This is a genomic window from Marivita sp., from assembly GCF_017643905.1.
Taxonomy (GTDB): domain Bacteria; phylum Pseudomonadota; class Alphaproteobacteria; order Rhodobacterales; family Rhodobacteraceae; genus Marivita.
Genome location: NZ_JAEPMO010000015.1, coordinates 1 through 16,656 on the forward strand (window position 1 = coordinate 1; position 16,656 = coordinate 16,656).

A 16,656-nucleotide genomic window follows, 5' to 3' on the forward strand; every position below is an offset into this window, starting at 1 on the left:
CGGTCAGGACGCGGCGCAGGCGGATTTCCTGCAAGCCTTCAGCTCCGACAGGCTGCACCACGGCTGGCTGATCACCGGACCGCGTGGCGTGGGCAAAGCCACATTGGCATGGCAGATCGCGCGGTTCCTGCTGGCCACCCCCATCACTCAGGAGGATGGCCTCTTTGGTGCGCCACCGCCCCCGACCGATTTGCATGTCGATCCAGAGCATCCCGTGTCCCGCCGCATGAAGGCGGGATCAGAGCCGGGCCTCTTTGCTTTGCGTCGGCCCTATGACGACAAGGCCAAACGCCTGAAGGCCCAGATCACCGTCGACGAGGTGCGCCGCCTCAAGGGATTTTTCGCGCTATCCTCTGCCGATGGCGGGCGGCGCGTGGTGATCGTCGACGCCGCCGACGACATGAACGTCAGCGCCGCCAATGCGATCCTCAAACTGCTGGAAGAACCACCAGACCGCACAACGCTGCTCTTGGTCAGCCACCAGCCCTCACGCCTGTTGCCCACCATCCGGTCGCGCTGCCGCGAATTGCGGCTGGCCCCGCTCAATGCCGCCGACATGGCGCAGGCGCTTGCGGCAACGGAGATCGACCAGACCGTGTCCGACCCCGGAGCACTCGCCGCCCTTTCCGGCGGGTCCGTCGGCGAAGCGGTGCGCCTGATGCAGCAGGACGGGCTCAAACTCTATGCCGACCTGGTCAAACTGCTCTCCACCCTCCCCGACCTCAGCCGCCCGCACGCCATCGCCTTGGCCGAAAGCGCCGCTGGCCGAGGCAAGGAAGAGCGGCTGGACCTGCTCTTGGGTCTCTTCGACCGCGCCCTGACACGCCTTGCCAGAACAGGCGCGACAGGCCACCCGCCGGACCCCGAAGCTGCGGCGCAAGAAGCACAGACCTTTCGACGCCTCTGCCCCTCAGCCAACGCGGCGCGGACATGGGCGCAACTGGCACAGGATCAGGGCGAACGCCTGCGCCACGGGCGCGCGGTGAATGTGGAGGCCGGGTCGCTTCTGCTCTCCAGCTTCCTCGCCCTTCAGGAGGGCTGCCCTAGGTCGTAAGCCACGTCTTGACGCTCCTGCCCGCATCCCTGATACCAGCCTCATGTCTATACCGCAGATCACCGACAGCCATTGCCATCTGGACTTCCCGGATTTCAACGACGAACGCCCCGAGGTAATCGCCCGGGCGCTCGACGCTGGCGTGCGCCGCATGGTGACAATCTGCACCCGACTGCGCCTTGAGCCGCAGGTGCGCGCCATCGCCGAGGAATTTGACCCGGTGTTCTACGCCGCAGGCACTCACCCGATGAGCGCCGCCGATGAACCCCTGACGACGGTCGATGAGTTGGTCAAACTGGCGCAGCATCCGAAATTTGTCGGCATCGGCGAAACCGGGCTCGATTACCACTACACCGCCGAAAGTGCTGGGATTCAGAAAACCTCGCTGAAGGTGCATATCGAGGCGGCACAGGAAACCGGCCTGCCATTGATCATCCATGCCCGCGCAGCCGATGACGACATGGCGCAAATCCTCACCGATGGGTTCAAGACCAAGCCCTATACCTGCGTGATGCATTGTTTTTCCTCGTCCGCCGAACTGGCTCGCGCCGCATTGGACCTTGGCTTTTACCTGTCCATGTCCGGTATCGCTGCTTTCCCGAAAAGCAAGGACCTGCGCGATATCTTCGCCGCCGCATCTGTGGACCGGATACTGGTGGAAACCGACAGCCCCTACCTTGCGCCCCCGCCCCATCGCGGCAAGCGCAATGAACCGGCCTACACGGCCCATACCGCCCGCGTCGGCGCAGAGATTTTCGGCATGGACTATGCCGACTTCGCCGCCCGGACCGAGGCTAATTTCGACCGCTTGTTCTGGAAGGTCGCGCAATACGAGGCCGCCGCATAATGGGCGAGATGCGCTTTACCATCCTTGGCTGCGGATCATCCGGCGGTGTACCGCGCCTTGGCGGACAATGGGGTGCCTGTGATCCCGACAACCCCAAGAACACCCGCCGCCGCTGTTCCATGCTGGTCGAGCGCGTCACCGACGCGGGCATCACACGTGTTCTGATCGACACCAGCCCGGACATGCGCGCGCAATTGCTAAGTGCCGGGATCGGAGAGTTGGACGCAGTCGTCTACACCCACAGCCATGCTGACCATGTTCATGGGCTGGATGACCTGCGCATGATCGTTTTCAACATGCGCAAGCGGCTTCAGGTCTGGGCCGATGGCGACACGCAGAACGATCTCTTCTCACGCTTCGGGTATGCCTTTGTGCAACCGTCGGACAGCCCCTATCCGCCGATCCTTGACATGAACACGATTAATGGCCCGGTTCATATCGACGGCGCAGGCGGAGCGGTCACCCTGACCCCGTTCAAGGTCAACCACGGCAGCATCGACGCGCTGGGGTTCCGCATTGGCGATCTGGCGTACCTGCCGGATGTCGCCAAGATCCCCGAGGATGTCTGGAACGACCATCTGCAAAACCTCGATGTCTGGATCCTCGATGCCCTGCGCCGCGATCCGCACCCGACCCATGCGCATCTGGCGCAATCGCTCGAATGGATGGAGCGCGCCAAACCGCGCCAAGGCATACTGACCAACATGCATATTGATCTCGACTACGCGACAGTCGAAGCCGAGACACCCGACCACATCACACCGGCCTATGACGGCATGGTGATCACGCAGCCACTGGGGTGACGCCGACCGTACGATACAGCGGGCGAACCGTACGGGCGCGCGGCTGATGCAGGCGCTGCTCGACATCATCCTGCCGGTCTTTCTGGTTGTCGGCTTCGGCTATCTGGTGGCGTGGCGTGGGCTTCTGTCTGCGGCGTCGATTGACGGGCTGATGTCCTTTACCCAGAACGTCGCCATTCCCTGCCTTCTCTTTCGGGCGATCTGGACGCTGGACCTTGGGGACAGTTTCTCTCTGCCGCTACTGATCAGCTTTTACTCCGGGTCGCTCACCTGCTTTTTCGCGGGTCTTTTCGGTGCGCATTACCTCTTTAAACGCGACTGGGAGGATGCGGTCGCCATCGGCTTCACCTGCCTTTTCGCCAATTCGGTCCTGCTGGGTCTTGCGATCACCGAACGCGCCTTCGGGCCGGATGCGCTGGCCGCCAATTATGCGATCATCGCGCTGCATTCGCCCATTTGCTATGGATTGGGCATCACCACGATGGAGTTCGTCCGCGCCCGCGCCTCGGGCCAGCCGAACCGCGATCTGCCGGTGACCGTGGCCAAGGCTATGTTCCGCAATGCGCTGGTGATCGGGATTGCTCTGGGGGCGGTGTTCAATGTCCTGAACGTGTCCCTTCCCGCACCGTTCACAGATGCGCTTGACATGATGGTGCGCACCGCGCTGCCAGCGGCCCTGTTCGCAATGGGTGGCGTGCTGTTCCGCTACCGCCCCGAAGGCGACTTGCGGATCATTCTCTTCATATGCTCGATCAGCCTTCTGTTGCATCCGTCGATCACATGGACCCTTGGCACCGCCTTCGATCTCGATGACAGCGCGTTCCGCAGTGCTGTGCTGACCGCCGCTATGGCACCAGGTGTGAACTGCTATGTCTTTGCCAATATCTATGGCCGCGCCCGTCGGGTGGTCGCGTCTTCGGTGTTGATGGCAAGCGCGCTCTCCGTGATCACGGCGTGGTTCTGGTTGGGCACGCTGCCTTAGGATTTTTCCTACATTTAGCAGAGTTGCAGAGCCAAGCCGCGAGACCCTGTGGCGGGCCTTGGGAACTTTGCGCCGCAAATCCGCGTTGATCTGGTGAACCGCTGCCACACGGATACCAGACCATGACCCGATTGATTGCCATATTGATGCTGAGCCTGACGCCCCTGAGCCTTTCGGCTGAAACGCTGCCCGAGGTCATCAGCGCCTATGTGACCGACTTCGACATGGTGAAACTGGACGCTGAGGACCAATCCGCCATCCGCGCCATTCACGACCGCACAGACCTGTCGCATGGCATAAAGGTGTTGATGATCCACGAAGAGCTGCTGAAGGCAGATGCGCTGGAACACGCAAACGTACATGGCGTGGCGGCTGAGCCGTTCCAACTGTCGCAGGCGGATTGATCCCTGATTGAGCCGAACAAGAATGCGCCACAACGGGCGCATTTTTTACGTCCGCGGACGTTTGACTCACTCCAATTGCTAGCGTACTCATTTTGTATCCAAAGGGATACAAAATGTCCGACCCCAATAAATCCTCCTTCTCCAGCGGCGAGGCAGCCTATGCCAGCCTGATCGACGCCCTGCGCAGCGGTGACTTTGCGCCCGGTGACCGGTTGCGAGAGGAAAACGTGGCCCAACGGCTCAACCTCTCCCGCACCCCTGTGCGCGAGGCGATCAGGCGGCTGGAAAACAACGGCATTGTCGAACACCGCCCCCGCATCGGCGCGGTGATCCGCAAGCTTTCACAGACCGAGGTGGTCGAGCTTTACGAGATGCGCATCGTGCTCGAACGGACCGCCGCCCGTATGGCGGCACAGCACGGGTCCGAGGCTGAGTTCGACGCGCTGGACGACATGAACGCCCGTATCCTGGACGCGCAGGACACGCCCACTTTGGGCGCGGCGATCAATCAAGACTTTCACGAGGCGCTTTACCGCGCCGCCCGCAACCGGTTTCTGCTGGCCTCTGCCGAGGCGATCAACAACGCGCTGATCCTGCTTGGCCCGACGACGTACCTAGACCCCGACCGCATCCGCATCGTCGTGTCGCAGCATGGCGACGTAACCACCGCGCTGCGCCAGCGAGATGGAGACCGCGCCGCCGACGCTGCGGAGGCACATCTGCAAACTTCGCTGCGCTACCGACTCAAAGGCATGTCCGCATGATTGTCGTCCTGCGCACCTTTGCGATCGCAGGTGTGGGTGTGGCCCTGTTCAAGCTATTACATCTGCCGCTGCCGTGGCTGATGGGACCGATCTTTGCCTGCCTTGCCGCAGCCCTTGCCGGAGTGCCCATGCGCGGGGTCAAACCGCTCAACGACACGATGCGCACCATTCTGGGCGTCGCCGTTGGCGCAACGCTGACCCCCGCCGTGCTGGCGACCTTCCCGGCGATGTGGCCCACGTTGCTGCTGGTCCCCGTGATGGTCGCGGTGATCGGGGTGATCGGCGTGCCCTATTTCCAGCGCTTTTGCGGCTATGATTTCGCCACCGCCTATTACGCGACCATGCCGGGTGGCTTGCAGGATATGATTGTCTTCGGCGAAGAAGCCGGTGCCAATGTCCGCGCGCTTAGCCTGATCCACGCGACACGGGTGATGGTGATCGTGGTCGCCCTGCCCTTCCTCCTGATCGGCATCTGGGAGGCGGACCTGTCGAACCCGCCCGGTGCGCCCGCGACCAGCATTCCGCCGCTGGAACTGCTGCTGATGGCCGTCTGCGCGATCACCGGCTGGCGACTGGCGAAACGGGTGGGCCTCTTCGGCGCGTCAATCCTCGGTCCTCTTATGGTCACAGCCGCGCTTACGCTCGCAGGCGGGCTGCACAACCGCCCCCCTGCCGAAGCGATCTGGGCCGCGCAGTTCTTCATCGGGATGACCATCGGCACAAAATACGCGGGGATCACGATGGCCGAGATTCGCGAGGACCTGGCGGCTGGACTGGGCTTTTGCGGCATCCTGATCGTGCTGACACTGATCTTTGTGGAGGCGATCTATGGCCTCGGCCTCGCCCCCGGCATGGAAACCCTGCTGGCTTTCGCACCCGGAGGTCAGGCGGAACTGACTGTACTTGCGCTGATCGTGGGGGCAGACGTGGCCTTTGTCGTGGCGCACCACGTATTGCGGATTTTCGTCGTCATCATGGGCGCGCCTTTGGCAGCGCGGGTGTTCCGAAAACGGCTTGCAAAGTAGCAAACAGCGGTTTGCAAACTTAACGGAGCCGACGATATTCTGAAAAATGGTGCGGTCGAGAAGACTCGAACTTCCACGGGAGTTACCCCACAGCGACCTCAACGCTGCGCGTCTACCAATTCCGCCACGACCGCACTGTCTTGACTTGGTAGGCGGCTCATTAGCGAAGGTCGCAATCGGGGGCAAGGGCAAAATTTGACAAACTCTCATGCCCAGCCCCATCGCGCCCTGTGCTGCCGAATGACGCGCAGCGCAACCAGTCCGAGAAGGACGGCAATCACCAGCCAACCCAGCTGTGATGGCGCCCCGAACAGCATCAGATTCATCGTGCGGCCCGGCAGAAAAGTGAAGGCACCGGCGATGATGAGACCGTTCGAATAGAGGCTGCGCAGGATCGCCTCGTGCCGGTCGATATCGCGGGCGATGGCGGCCTTGACCCCGGTCCAAAGCGACCAGAGCGTCAGAATCGCGAACCCGTGCAACGGGCCGATGCCGATGGGTGTGAAATGCGACGGGATGAGAAACGACCCGATCGCCAGCACCATCATGGCCGCGACCCAGACATAGCCAACCACCTTGTGTGTCCGGTCCCGCCTGCGGCGATAAAGGGCGACTGGCCCAAGGATGAGAGCCAGCACAGCGGCGATGATATGCACCTGAATGGGCAGCGGGGCAGTCAGAAAAGGCAAAAGCGTCATGGCGTCCTCTTGTCGTCAGGATGTCGATGAGGCACCTAAACGACGCGGCACCGCATGCCGCCAGAGAGGATACGCCAATGACGGCCCAGCTTCGTGAGTGACCCGCGACCGCAGCTCGCGCTTCGTGAATGGCGGCGGCATTTGCTGAGCCCGCTGACCGTTACGGCGTTGGCGGCGGTGAGTGCGGTACTGTGTTTGACTGGCCCTTTCGGGACGCTGGCGTCCCTGTCGCTGCTGCCACGCGCGGGCTATTGGGCAACGCTGACCGTGTCTGGTTACGCCATCGGATCCCTGATCAGCGCCGCGGTTCTGCGTCCGGGAAAACCCTTGGTTCAACACCTTGTGCGCATCCTGATTGCAGGGGGGCTGACCGGCGTTGCGATGACGGCTTTGGTGAGCGTGGTGAACTGGCCTGTGTTCGGCAGCCCGCCCTTTGGCGCGGAAACGGTTGCGCTTGCGGGGCCGACATTGGTGATCTCGGTGATCGTCATGGCGGTGATCGACCTGTTTTCCCGCAAACTGTCCCCGACCGAAGCTGGCATGCAGGACACACCGCAAGCGGTCCTTCTGCTGGACCGTCTGCCCTTCGACAAACGCGGGCCGTTGGTGGCGATCTCGGTCGAGGATCATTATGTGCGGGTGCGCACCACCAAGGGAGAAGAGATGATCCTGATGCGCCTTGCGGATGCAATCCGCGAAGTGGGAGCCACGCCCGGTGCTCAGGTGCACCGTTCGCATTGGGCGGCCTTCGATCAGGTCGCCGCAGTCACCCGCGATGGCGACCGGGCTGTGTTGCAAATGACCATTGGGGGTGACATCCCGGTCAGCCGACGCCATATCCCGACGATCAAGGAGGCGGGTCTCTTGCCCCGATAGTGCATCCCGACGCAGTGCCGGGATGCATATAAGTTCAAGACCCTAGACTTATTCCAGAACCAGCAAGGGCAAGGCCGCCTGCTGAGGCTGCGTGACCGGTGCTGCCGCTGCGCTGGGCTGACCGGACATCATCATCGCTGCCTTCTGGACAAGGGCCATACGCTCTGGCTGACCCGGTGCGAACACCGAAACGCCATTCGCACCAAAGGAACTTAGAGCCGCATCGTACCATGACGCCGCAATCTCGCTACGCTTCGACGCGCCGATCCCCTGGCTCAGATGGTGTCCCATCAATTCAGCATACCCTGCTTCGCCGAGCGCGGTGAGCAGCAGCGCCGATCCCATCGCAACGTCCATATCATCGACCCGGTAGCCGACCGACAGACAGACGCGCGCTGTGCCTGCAAGCTGTTGGGGCGACATGCCACTCGACAGAATGAAGGACGAGACGCCTTGCAACACCTCTTCGCGTGATTTCACCGAAACGGCCAGAACATGGTCTTTGAGCACCGGCCCGAAACCCTTGCACTGCGCGGTGATCTGCTCGGGCGTTGCACCTTGCACCTTGGCCATCAGGTCTTCACCCTGTGCCATCGCATAAGTGCGTGTGAGGCACATCTGTTCAGCCAGTGCGAAATCCGGATCGCTCAGCGTTGCTTCGGTGACGAAGCCGCCATTGGAACTGGTGAGCAAGCTGACCTTGTTGCAGAAAGACGCGAGAGATTGCTGCGCCGGGGCTTGCCCGCCCACCATGAACGAAGGCAATTGCGCTGCGGGTGCGGCCGCGGCGGCGGGCACCTGACCACTCACCACGGCCTGTGCGCTGGGCACAGGCAAAGCAGGTATCGCTGCTGCAGGTGCACCGGCCAGCTGGGTTTGAGGCAGAGTTGGTTGGGCAGCTTGCGGTGCAAGATTCGCAGCCGCCATTTGCGGTGCATTGTCGGTCTTTGTGCATGTTCCGCGCACACAGGAAAACATCGCCGGGGTCACATTGAACGCCTGGAAATCATTGCGCTCATACCCCTCGGGGGTCGATGCGAAGACCCGAACCGTACAGGCTTGCGCGTTACACCAGAAGGCCGAGCCGGTCACCGACGTGTCGATGATATAATCCGTCTGCCCATCGCCGTTGATATCCGCAAGCTGGATAAAGCCATGGCGCTGAACCAGTTGTTCCGCTGACGGGTCCGAGCTTTTGGCCACTTCATTGACCGCCGCGGCAACGATCGAAGGCAAGCCGTAATGCCCGCCGATCGCAGCAGTGGCGCTGTTGCCCGAGCCGTTCATTTGTTCATCGCGATAGATGATCAGCAGGCCGCGCACGCCCTGCGGGTTGCTTGCAATCAGTTGTGCCGTGTTTGGTCCGCCAGCTTGAGCACGGTAATAAGAGGAAATCAGGAAATCCTGCTCGAAAGACGTAAGTTGGCCCGTCGGAGAATACCCCAAGTGCGCCTGATACGAGGAAATCGCGGCGCGGGAATTGCGTCCCATTACACCATCCGGCGTGCCTGCATTAAACCCGAAATAATTGAGTGCGACCTGCGCCTGACGATTCGACTCACGCTGCGCGCTGCTGATGCTCGGTTTCGCGGCGGCTGTGTACGTGCGCTTGGGCGCAGAACTGCGCTGTTTGTTGCTGTTGCTGATTGCACCACCGATCACCCCACCGATAATACCACCGATCAAAGCATCGTTGGCCATTGCGGGAATAGGCGCCGCCATAAGGCTGACCGCCAATACGGTATTGAGAGAAATCCGACGGAACATTGCGAAGCCTTTCAAAACATGTTCATTGCAGAGGAAATCGGCGAAAAATTGCCACCATTCTGGATCGAATGAACCGCGAGTCAAGAAAACAATGGCGACACCACAGGTCGAATGGCGCATCACCGACGGGTTGACGGATTACGACGAGGCCGTGGCTTTTATGGAGGCGCGGGCGGCGGCGATTGCGGAAGGCACTGCCGAGGAATTGGTTTGGCTGGTGGAACATCCACCGCTTTACACCGCTGGAACCAGCGCCAGGGTTGAAGACCTGAAAGACCCCGACCGCTTTCCCGTCTACCAGACCAAACGGGGTGGACAGTATACCTATCACGGCCCCGGTCAGCGGGTGGTCTATGTCATGCTCGATGTGGGCAAGCGCGGGCGGGATGTACGGTGTTTCGTACAGGATCTTGAACGCTGGGTGATTGCGACCTTGGGCGAGTTCGGTTTGACCGGCCATATCCGCGACGGGCGTGTGGGGGTCTGGATCGAGCGGCCTGACAAGAAACTTTTACCGGATGGTAAAATCGCCGAGGACAAGATTGCGGCCATTGGCATTCGCCTGCGCAAATGGGTGAGTTTTCACGGCATCTCGATCAATGTCGAACCCGACCTGTCGCATTTCGACGGCATCGTGCCCTGTGGGATCACGCAATATGGGGTGACATCGCTGGTCGATCTGGGGCTGCCGGTGACGATGGACGATGTGGATGTCGCGCTGCGGCAGAGCTTTGACGGCGTTTTCGGCGATGCAGCAAAACTGACACAAACCTGTCACGGAACTGATGCGCGAATCCGGTGAATTGCCCGCGACCGGCGCGGCGCAGGACACCGCCGACCGGCTGTCGTCAATCAACATCGGACATGGATCATGACACCCAAAGACATTCACGACCTTTCTGCAGACGAATGGGACGAGCTGAATTTCCCACGCCCCGAAGGCAATGATTTCGACAAGGTGGTCGAGCGCGCGATCTCGCGTCGTGGCTTCCTTGGCGGTGTTCTGGCATTCGGTTCGGGTGCCGCTGTCATGGGCGCAGGCATGCTCAAAGGCACCACGGCGATGGCGCAGCCTGCCTCGCGCTTCCCGTTCACACCGATTGCGGCACAGACCGACGGCACGATCCACGTGCCTGAAGGGTACAGCTGGAAAACGCTTGTCCGCTGGGGCGATCCGCTCTTCTCGGATGCCGAAGGCGCGTTTGACCCGGCAGCGGGCGTTTCGCTCGAGCATGCAGACCGCGTGATGGGCGAAAACACTGACGGGATGGAGCTTTTCAACGTCGATGGCCGCGAGATTTTTGTCGTCAACAGCGAGTATGTGAACCCCAAGGTCAACCTGCCGCACACCGAAGACGGCCAGCCCAAGTCGCTGGACGATGTGCGCATCCTGCAAAGCTTCCAGGGTGTGACCGTCATGGAACTGGCACAGGGCGATGATGGCTGGTCGGTCGTGATCGACAGCCCCTACAACCGCCGCATCCACCACAATACGCCGATGACATTCTCTGGTCCTGCAGCCGGTCACGACCTGCTCAAGACCGAAGCCGATCCGACCGGCATGGCGTCGCTAGGCACGTTCAACAACTGTGGCTCGGGCCGCACGCCGTGGGGCACGTACCTGACCTGCGAAGAGAACTTCAACGGCTATTTCGGTGCCGTTTCCGAGGTGTCCGCCGACTCGATGGTGATCGACGGGTTCCGCCGCTACGGTGTGTCCACCAAGGTGGATGCTGGCCGCTACAACTACCACGGTTTCGATTCGCGCTTTGACATCGCGACCAACCCGAACGAGCCGCACCGCGCGGGCTACATCGTGGAAATCGACCCGGCGAACCCGGACATGACCCCGATCAAGCACACCGCTCTGGGCCGCTTCAAGCACGAGAACGCCGCCTACGGCATCGCTGCAGATGGCCGTGTTGTGGTCTATATGGGTGACGACGAGCGTGGTGAGTTCATGTATCGCTGGGTGAGCCGTGATGTCTACGTCCCCGGCGGTGACACCTCGACCCTGCTGGTGGACGGCACGCTGTCGGTTGCGGTGTTCGAAGACGACATGTCCGGTCGCTGGGTTCCGCTGACACCTGCCACAACGGGCATGGACGCGGCGCATATCGCTGTCTTCACCCGTATGGCGGCGTCAAAGGTGGGTGCCACCACAATGGACCGTCCCGAATGGATCGCCGTTCACCCGAACGCATCCGAAGCCTATTGCTGCCTGACCAACAACTCGCGTCGCGGTGTGTTGAACGACGATGGCACCGTGCGCACCAATGCCGGTGGCGACCCGATGACGGTCAACGCTGTCAACCCGCGAGACACGAACCGTTACGGTCAGATCGTGCGTTGGCGCCCCGAGGGCGGTGACCACGGCGCGGACGGGTTCTCGTGGGATCTCTACGTGATGGCGGGCAACCCGACGGTTGCAGAAGGCGCGCAAGCGGGTTCGGCAAACATCAACGCAGGCAACCTCTTCAACTCGCCCGACGGCATGGTCATCGATAACACCGGTCTGATCTGGATCCAGACCGACGGCGACGACAGCAACGAGGGCGATTTTGCCGGCATGGGCAACAACCAGATGCTGGCGGGCGACCCTGTGACAGGCCGCATTGAACGCTTCCTGACCGGCCCGAACGGCTGTGAAGTCACCGGCCTGTGCTGGTCGACAGATCGCCGGACGATGTTCATCGGTATCCAGCACACGGGCGACAACGGCGGCAACTGGCCGGATGGCGAAGGCAGCCTGCCGCGGTCTGCAGTCGTTGCCGTCACCCGCGACGATGGTGGCCTGATCGGCTAAGCCGTTTGCACGCGCACATGACACCCCGGACGCGAAGTTGCGTCCGGGACTTTTCATTTTGAGAAACAACACATTGATATCAGCGGCTTGGCCCATTTGCGGTCAGCGTGCGGTTGCGCCAACGCTCCGACCAAAGTGCGACAATAAAGTTTGATCTGCGTCAAATACATCCGTTGCCGCCGCCGGTCTCACATTCTAAAACGGCGATGGAACAAATGGCGCTCGGAGAATCCCTGCGCCTTTTTATTGGGAACCAGCAGGAGGCAGATATGGCAGACGCCGCCATTCACGGCCACGAACATGAAGACCAGCGCGGCTTTTTCACCCGCTGGTTCATGTCCACGAACCACAAGGACATCGGGATTCTCTACCTGATCGTCGCAGGTCTCGCGGGCTTCATCTCGGTGGCCTTTACCGTTTACATGCGCATGGAGCTTATGAACCCTGGTGTTCAGTACATGTGTATGGAAGGCGCCCGCCTGACCGCAGCAGCGGTTGGCGAATGTACCCCGAACGGCCATCTTTGGAACGTTTTGATCACCGGTCACGGCATCCTGATGATGTTCTTCGTGGTGATCCCGGCGCTGTTCGGCGGGTTTGGTAACTACTTCATGCCGTTGCAGATTGGCGCGCCGGACATGGCGTTCCCGCGTCTGAACAACCTGTCCTTCTGGCTCTTCGTGGCCGGCACCACGCTGGCGATCTGTTCGGTCTTTGCACCGGGCGGCAACGGCCAGCTTGGCTCGGGTGTGGGCTGGGTTCTCTACCCGCCGCTGTCGACCACCGAAGGCGGTATGTCCATGGACCTCGCGATCTTCGCGGTCCACGTGTCGGGTGCTTCGTCCATCCTTGGTGCGATCAACGTGATCACCACTTTCCTGAACATGCGCGCACCGGGCATGACGCTGTTCAAGGTGCCGCTGTTCGCATGGTCGATCTTCGTCACAGCCTGGCTCATCCTTCTGGCGCTGCCTGTTCTGGCGGGCGCGATCACCATGCTGCTCACCGACCGTAACTTCGGCACGACCTTCTTTGATCCCGCAGGCGGTGGTGACCCGATTCTCTACCAGCACATCCTGTGGTTCTTTGGCCACCCGGAAGTGTACATCGTGATCCTGCCAGCATTCGGCATCATCAGCCACGTCATTGCAACCTTCAGCCGCAAGCCGGTCTTCGGTTACCTGCCGATGGTCTGGGCGATCATCGCAATCGGTGCACTGGGCTTTGTCGTGTGGGCGCACCACATGTACACCGTCGGCATGTCGCTGACCCAGCAGTCCTACTTCATGCTGGCCACGATGGTCATCGCGGTGCCGACAGGCGTTAAGATCTTCTCTTGGATCGCGACGATGTGGGGTGGTTCCATCGAGTTCAAGACACCGATGCTTTGGGCGTTCGGCTTCCTGTTCCTCTTCACCGTGGGTGGTGTGACCGGGATCGTTCTGTCTCAGGCCGCTGTGGACCGGGCCTACCATGACACCTACTACGTGGTTGCGCACTTCCACTACGTGATGAGCCTTGGTGCGGTGTTCGGCATCTTTGCAGGCATCTACTTCTACTTCCCGAAGATGACCGGCAAGATGTACCCGGAATGGGCTGGCAAGCTGCACTTCTGGACGTTCTTCATTGGTGCAAACCTGACGTTCTTCCCGCAGCACTTCCTGGGTCGTCAGGGTATGCCGCGTCGCTACATCGACTATCCGGAAGCCTTTGCTTACTGGAACTACACCTCGAGCTGGGGCGCGTTCCTGTCCTTCGCCTCGTTCCTGTTCTTCATCGGCGTGATGGGTTGGAGCCTTGCCCGTGGACGCGCGGAAACAGCGAAGAACCCGTGGAACGAATACGCGGACACGCTGGAATGGACCCTACCCTCCCCGCCGCCCGAGCACACGTTCGAGCAGCTGCCGAAGCGGGAAGACTGGGAAAAGTCGCACGCGCACTGATCTGAGTGTAAGTTGAATAGAAAGGCCCCGGTGGAAACGCCGGGGCCTTTTGCCATCAAACCTACCGTTGTTTGCGGGTAGGTTTTGCGGTAGTGTTTGGGGAAAGGGAACCTATCTTATGCCGCGCAAATCCACCAGTCTCAGCCTTGACGCCGACCTCATCGCCCGTGCCAAGGATGCAGGCGTGAACCTGTCTCGTGCCGCCGAAGCGGGGATTGAACTAGACGTCCGGCGTGCCGAGGCAGAGCGTTGGAAAAAAGACAACAAGGCTGCTTTCGACGCGTATGACAAGTTTGTCGAAGAGCACGGCATTCTGCTTTCCAGACATCGTATGTTCTGACGCATGGCTCGTCAGTTCGACATCTACCGAAGCGATGACGGCGTTCTTGTCGTGGTCGTTCAGGCAGACATCCTGATGCACCTTCCGACGCGGGTGGTCATTCCATTGGTCTCGAGCGAAGATATGAGTGTTGGGTTCAATACACTCATGCCAGTCATACTAGAGGGCGACAGCAAGATGCGCCTGTTCCCACAGCAAATGGCAACCGTGATGACCTCCTCTCTTGCGACCTATATCGGCTCTGCCGCACATCAGCGCGACGAGATCATCCGTGCTTGCGATCTTCTTTTGACCGGGTATTGAACCATCATGCCGTATACGTGGACCGACACCTCTCAGGACAATCAGGAACTGCGCCTGTGGCCGCACCAATCGCTGCCTGCCCATGGGTTTGCGGCGACCATTCTTGGCATCTTCGCCCTTTCCACGATCCCGCTTTTTGGGCTGATCGGCACGGTTCTGCTCTGGGGTATCCTGCCCTTTATGCTGATGGCGCTGGGAGCCATGTGGTACGCGCTGCGGCGGAACGAGCGGGATTTGCAAATCATCGAGGTGCTGACGCTCACCCCGGACGATCTGCACCTGACCCGGAAAACGCCGAAAGGCGCACCGCAAGAATGGCACTGCAACCCGTACTGGACGCAGGTCAATCTGCACCAGAAAGGCGGGCCGGTGCCGCATTACGTCACGTTGTCCGGTGCCGGAAGAGAGGTTGAGATCGGCGCGTTTCTGAGCGAAGACGAACGCAAAGAGCTGTACGCAGAGCTGAGTGAGAAGGTTCGGCGCATCGCCACCCCCTGACTCGAGGCTGCATGGCACAGGTTCCCGCCGTTCCGAAACTCACCCGCGCACGGCATTTGCTGCGCACGACGCTGTTGGGTCGGACTGATCCCACTGCGCAGATGGCCGCGTCGGAACGCGCGGCTCTGGCGCTTCGGGAGCGGCGTATTCCACACGAGACGGCACGGCAGGTGACGTTCCTGCTGCCCATGGTCGGCCCCGATCACGTGGGCGACTGGGAGGCTGTTGTGGCGCGGCTGCGGACCACCCTGGAGGGGTTCGTGGCACAGGACGCCGTTGACTGGCGCGCAGCGGTCTGTTGCCAGTCGCGGCCTGACCTGCCGGATGATCCCCGCATCACCTACCTTCCCTTCACCAACCCGACGCCGGGCAACGACAAGTGGCGCAAGCTGCGGGTGCTTTGCGAAGGGCTTCCCGATCTGGTCACGGGACCGGGCTATGTGATGTCCTTCGACGCGGATGACCTGCTGCGACAGGGCACTGTGACCGAGATGCTGACACGGCAAAAGCGCGGCGGGTATCTTGTGCAATCGGGCTATGTCATGGATGTCGCGACCGGCGACATCGGACTTGCCGACACGCGCAGTCTGTCCGCCCCGATGCGCAAACCCTTCTGGAAGCTCTGCGGCAGTTGTGCAGCCGTCTATCACGCGCCGTCAGAGCCAACCTCGACCGCCTTTCTGGCCGAGATGACGCAGCATGAACACCGGATGTTTCCCTATCTTGCCGCGCTTGCGGGGCAGCCGCTAAGCCCTCTGTTGCGACCATCGGTGCTTTACATGCTGAACCATGGCGAGAATTTCGGCGCGCGGCGGGGACGCGTGGGATACAAGACGCGGTTCGTACAGCGCTACCGGATCGACGATCGCGACATTCTGGACACCCTCAAAGGTGAGTTCGGCCTGTGACACCGGAGGGCCCTGCGTCGACGCAGGGCCGCGTTTCCCTTGACGTAAACGCGCCTGTTCACAGGGCTGCGAGCCGGTCCTTCACCATGCCGCCGACCGCACCGAAATCCATCTGCCCGGTGTATTTGGATTTGAGCGCACCCATAACGCGGCCCATGTCCCGGATCGACGATGCACCTGTTTCGGCCACCGCAGCATCCACGGCTGCAGTCACCTCATCATCCGAAAGCTTTCGCGGCAGAAACTCTTCGATCACGCCAATCTCGGACAATTCCCGCTCGGCCAGATCAAGCCGCCCGCCTTCTTCGTAGGTCTTGGCGGTATCCTTGCGCTGCTTGACCATTTTTCCAAGGATGCCAAGGACTTCGTCGTCCCCCACCCCGTCTTCGTTGCCCTCCCCGCGGGCTGCGATGTCGCGATCCTTGATCGCGGCATTGATCAGCCTGAGAGTCGAGAGCCGTGCACTGTCCTTGTCGCGCATCGCCTGTTTGACAGACGTGTTGAGCCGGGTGCGAAGGTCCATGAGTTCCTATCCCAAGGTTGAACGAGCGCGCACATTAAGCGAGGACCCTTTCAGAAGCAAGCACCCAGCATTTACGCTAAGCCATTGATAAACAACACTATCACATTTTCCGACT

At 61.1% G+C, this 16,656-nt stretch carries 18 protein-coding genes and 1 tRNA gene; 15 read left to right on the forward strand and 4 right to left on the reverse strand.

Going from position 1 to position 16,656, the window contains the following annotated elements; genetic code table 11:
• The 7 genes from JJ869_RS03810 to JJ869_RS03840 all read left to right on the forward strand — a co-directional run.
• The coding region (locus tag JJ869_RS03810; protein ID WP_292264663.1) for a DNA polymerase III subunit delta' at nt 1-1,054 on the forward strand (1,054 nt) is incomplete at its 5' end.
• Nucleotides 1,055-1,097: 43 nt separating this feature from the next.
• Nucleotides 1,098-1,901: a TatD family hydrolase gene (locus tag JJ869_RS03815; RefSeq protein ID WP_292264665.1), complete on the forward strand. Its 804-nt coding sequence runs from the start codon at nt 1,098-1,100 to the stop codon at nt 1,899-1,901.
• Nucleotides 1,901-2,704: an MBL fold metallo-hydrolase gene (locus JJ869_RS03820; protein ID WP_292264666.1), complete on the forward strand. Its 804-nt coding sequence runs from the start codon at nt 1,901-1,903 to the stop codon at nt 2,702-2,704. Before JJ869_RS03815 ends, JJ869_RS03820 begins: the two co-directional genes overlap by 1 nt.
• A 46-nt stretch (nt 2,705-2,750) precedes the next feature.
• A complete protein-coding gene (locus JJ869_RS03825) occupies nt 2,751-3,686 on the forward strand; it encodes an AEC family transporter (RefSeq protein ID WP_292264667.1) in 936 nt (311 codons plus the stop codon).
• A gap of 122 nt (nt 3,687-3,808) precedes the next feature.
• A complete protein-coding gene (locus JJ869_RS03830; protein WP_292264668.1) occupies nt 3,809-4,090 on the forward strand; it encodes a hypothetical protein in 282 nt (93 codons plus the stop codon).
• 113 nt (nt 4,091-4,203) lie between these two features.
• Nucleotides 4,204-4,854, forward strand: coding sequence for a GntR family transcriptional regulator (locus JJ869_RS03835; RefSeq protein ID WP_292264669.1), 651 nt, complete (start codon nt 4,204-4,206; stop codon nt 4,852-4,854).
• On the forward strand, nt 4,851-5,879 hold the full coding sequence (locus tag JJ869_RS03840; RefSeq protein WP_292264671.1) for an AbrB family transcriptional regulator: 1,029 nt from the start codon (nt 4,851-4,853) through the stop codon (nt 5,877-5,879). Before JJ869_RS03835 ends, JJ869_RS03840 begins: the two co-directional genes overlap by 4 nt.
• Nucleotides 5,880-5,926: 47 nt before the next feature.
• On the opposite strand, the gene JJ869_RS03845 is transcribed toward JJ869_RS03840, so the two are convergent.
• Nucleotides 5,927-6,013 (reverse strand) — tRNA-Leu (locus JJ869_RS03845).
• 72 nt (nt 6,014-6,085) lie between these two features.
• Nucleotides 6,086-6,577 carry a DUF2306 domain-containing protein gene (locus JJ869_RS03850; RefSeq protein ID WP_292264673.1) on the reverse strand — a complete coding sequence of 164 codons (492 nt, stop codon included), beginning with the start codon at nt 6,575-6,577 and terminating at the stop codon, nt 6,086-6,088.
• A gap of 93 nt (nt 6,578-6,670) precedes the next feature.
• Here JJ869_RS03850 and JJ869_RS03855 point away from each other — a divergent pair, with 93 nt between their 5' ends.
• Entirely contained in the window at nt 6,671-7,453 is a 783-nt protein-coding gene (locus JJ869_RS03855; RefSeq protein WP_292264675.1) for a LytTR family DNA-binding domain-containing protein, read from the forward strand.
• Between the two features lie 48 nt (nt 7,454-7,501).
• On the opposite strand, the gene JJ869_RS03860 is transcribed toward JJ869_RS03855, so the two are convergent.
• A complete protein-coding gene (locus JJ869_RS03860) occupies nt 7,502-9,220 on the reverse strand; it encodes a peptidoglycan-binding domain-containing protein (protein ID WP_292264677.1) in 1,719 nt (572 codons plus the stop codon).
• Between the two features lie 91 nt (nt 9,221-9,311).
• Here JJ869_RS03860 and lipB point away from each other — a divergent pair, with 91 nt between their 5' ends.
• The 7 genes from lipB to JJ869_RS03895 all read left to right on the forward strand — a co-directional run bounded on the left by lipB (nt 9,312) and on the right by JJ869_RS03895 (nt 16,018).
• Nucleotides 9,312-10,022, forward strand: coding sequence for a lipoyl(octanoyl) transferase LipB (lipB, locus tag JJ869_RS03865; RefSeq protein ID WP_292264679.1), 711 nt, complete (start codon nt 9,312-9,314; stop codon nt 10,020-10,022).
• A 69-nt stretch (nt 10,023-10,091) separates the two neighbouring features.
• Nucleotides 10,092-12,026 (forward strand): PhoX family phosphatase, encoded by a 1,935-nt coding sequence (locus JJ869_RS03870; protein WP_292264681.1) that lies wholly within the window; start codon nt 10,092-10,094, stop codon nt 12,024-12,026.
• A 269-nt stretch (nt 12,027-12,295) separates the two neighbouring features.
• Nucleotides 12,296-13,969 (forward strand): cytochrome c oxidase subunit I, encoded by a 1,674-nt coding sequence (gene ctaD, locus JJ869_RS03875; protein ID WP_292264683.1) that lies wholly within the window; start codon nt 12,296-12,298, stop codon nt 13,967-13,969.
• 118 nt (nt 13,970-14,087) lie between these two features.
• On the forward strand, nt 14,088-14,309 hold the full coding sequence (locus tag JJ869_RS03880) for a type II toxin-antitoxin system CcdA family antitoxin (protein ID WP_292264685.1): 222 nt from the start codon (nt 14,088-14,090) through the stop codon (nt 14,307-14,309).
• A 3-nt stretch (nt 14,310-14,312) separates the two neighbouring features.
• Nucleotides 14,313-14,612 carry a CcdB family protein gene (locus tag JJ869_RS03885; RefSeq protein WP_292264687.1) on the forward strand — a complete coding sequence of 100 codons (300 nt, stop codon included), beginning with the start codon at nt 14,313-14,315 and terminating at the stop codon, nt 14,610-14,612.
• 6 nt (nt 14,613-14,618) lie between these two features.
• The gene (locus tag JJ869_RS03890; RefSeq protein ID WP_292264688.1) at nt 14,619-15,110 is read left to right on the forward strand and encodes a DUF2244 domain-containing protein; all 492 of its coding nucleotides are present in this window, start codon (nt 14,619-14,621) and stop codon (nt 15,108-15,110) included.
• A gap of 11 nt (nt 15,111-15,121) precedes the next feature.
• Nucleotides 15,122-16,018 carry a hypothetical protein gene (locus JJ869_RS03895; protein WP_292264689.1) on the forward strand — a complete coding sequence of 299 codons (897 nt, stop codon included), beginning with the start codon at nt 15,122-15,124 and terminating at the stop codon, nt 16,016-16,018.
• A gap of 58 nt (nt 16,019-16,076) precedes the next feature.
• Here JJ869_RS03895 and JJ869_RS03900 read toward each other — a convergent pair whose 3' ends face one another.
• Complete coding sequence (locus tag JJ869_RS03900) at nt 16,077-16,541, reverse strand: GatB/YqeY domain-containing protein (protein WP_292264691.1); 465 nt, start codon at nt 16,539-16,541, stop codon at nt 16,077-16,079.
• Nucleotides 16,542-16,656 lie beyond the last annotated feature (115 nt).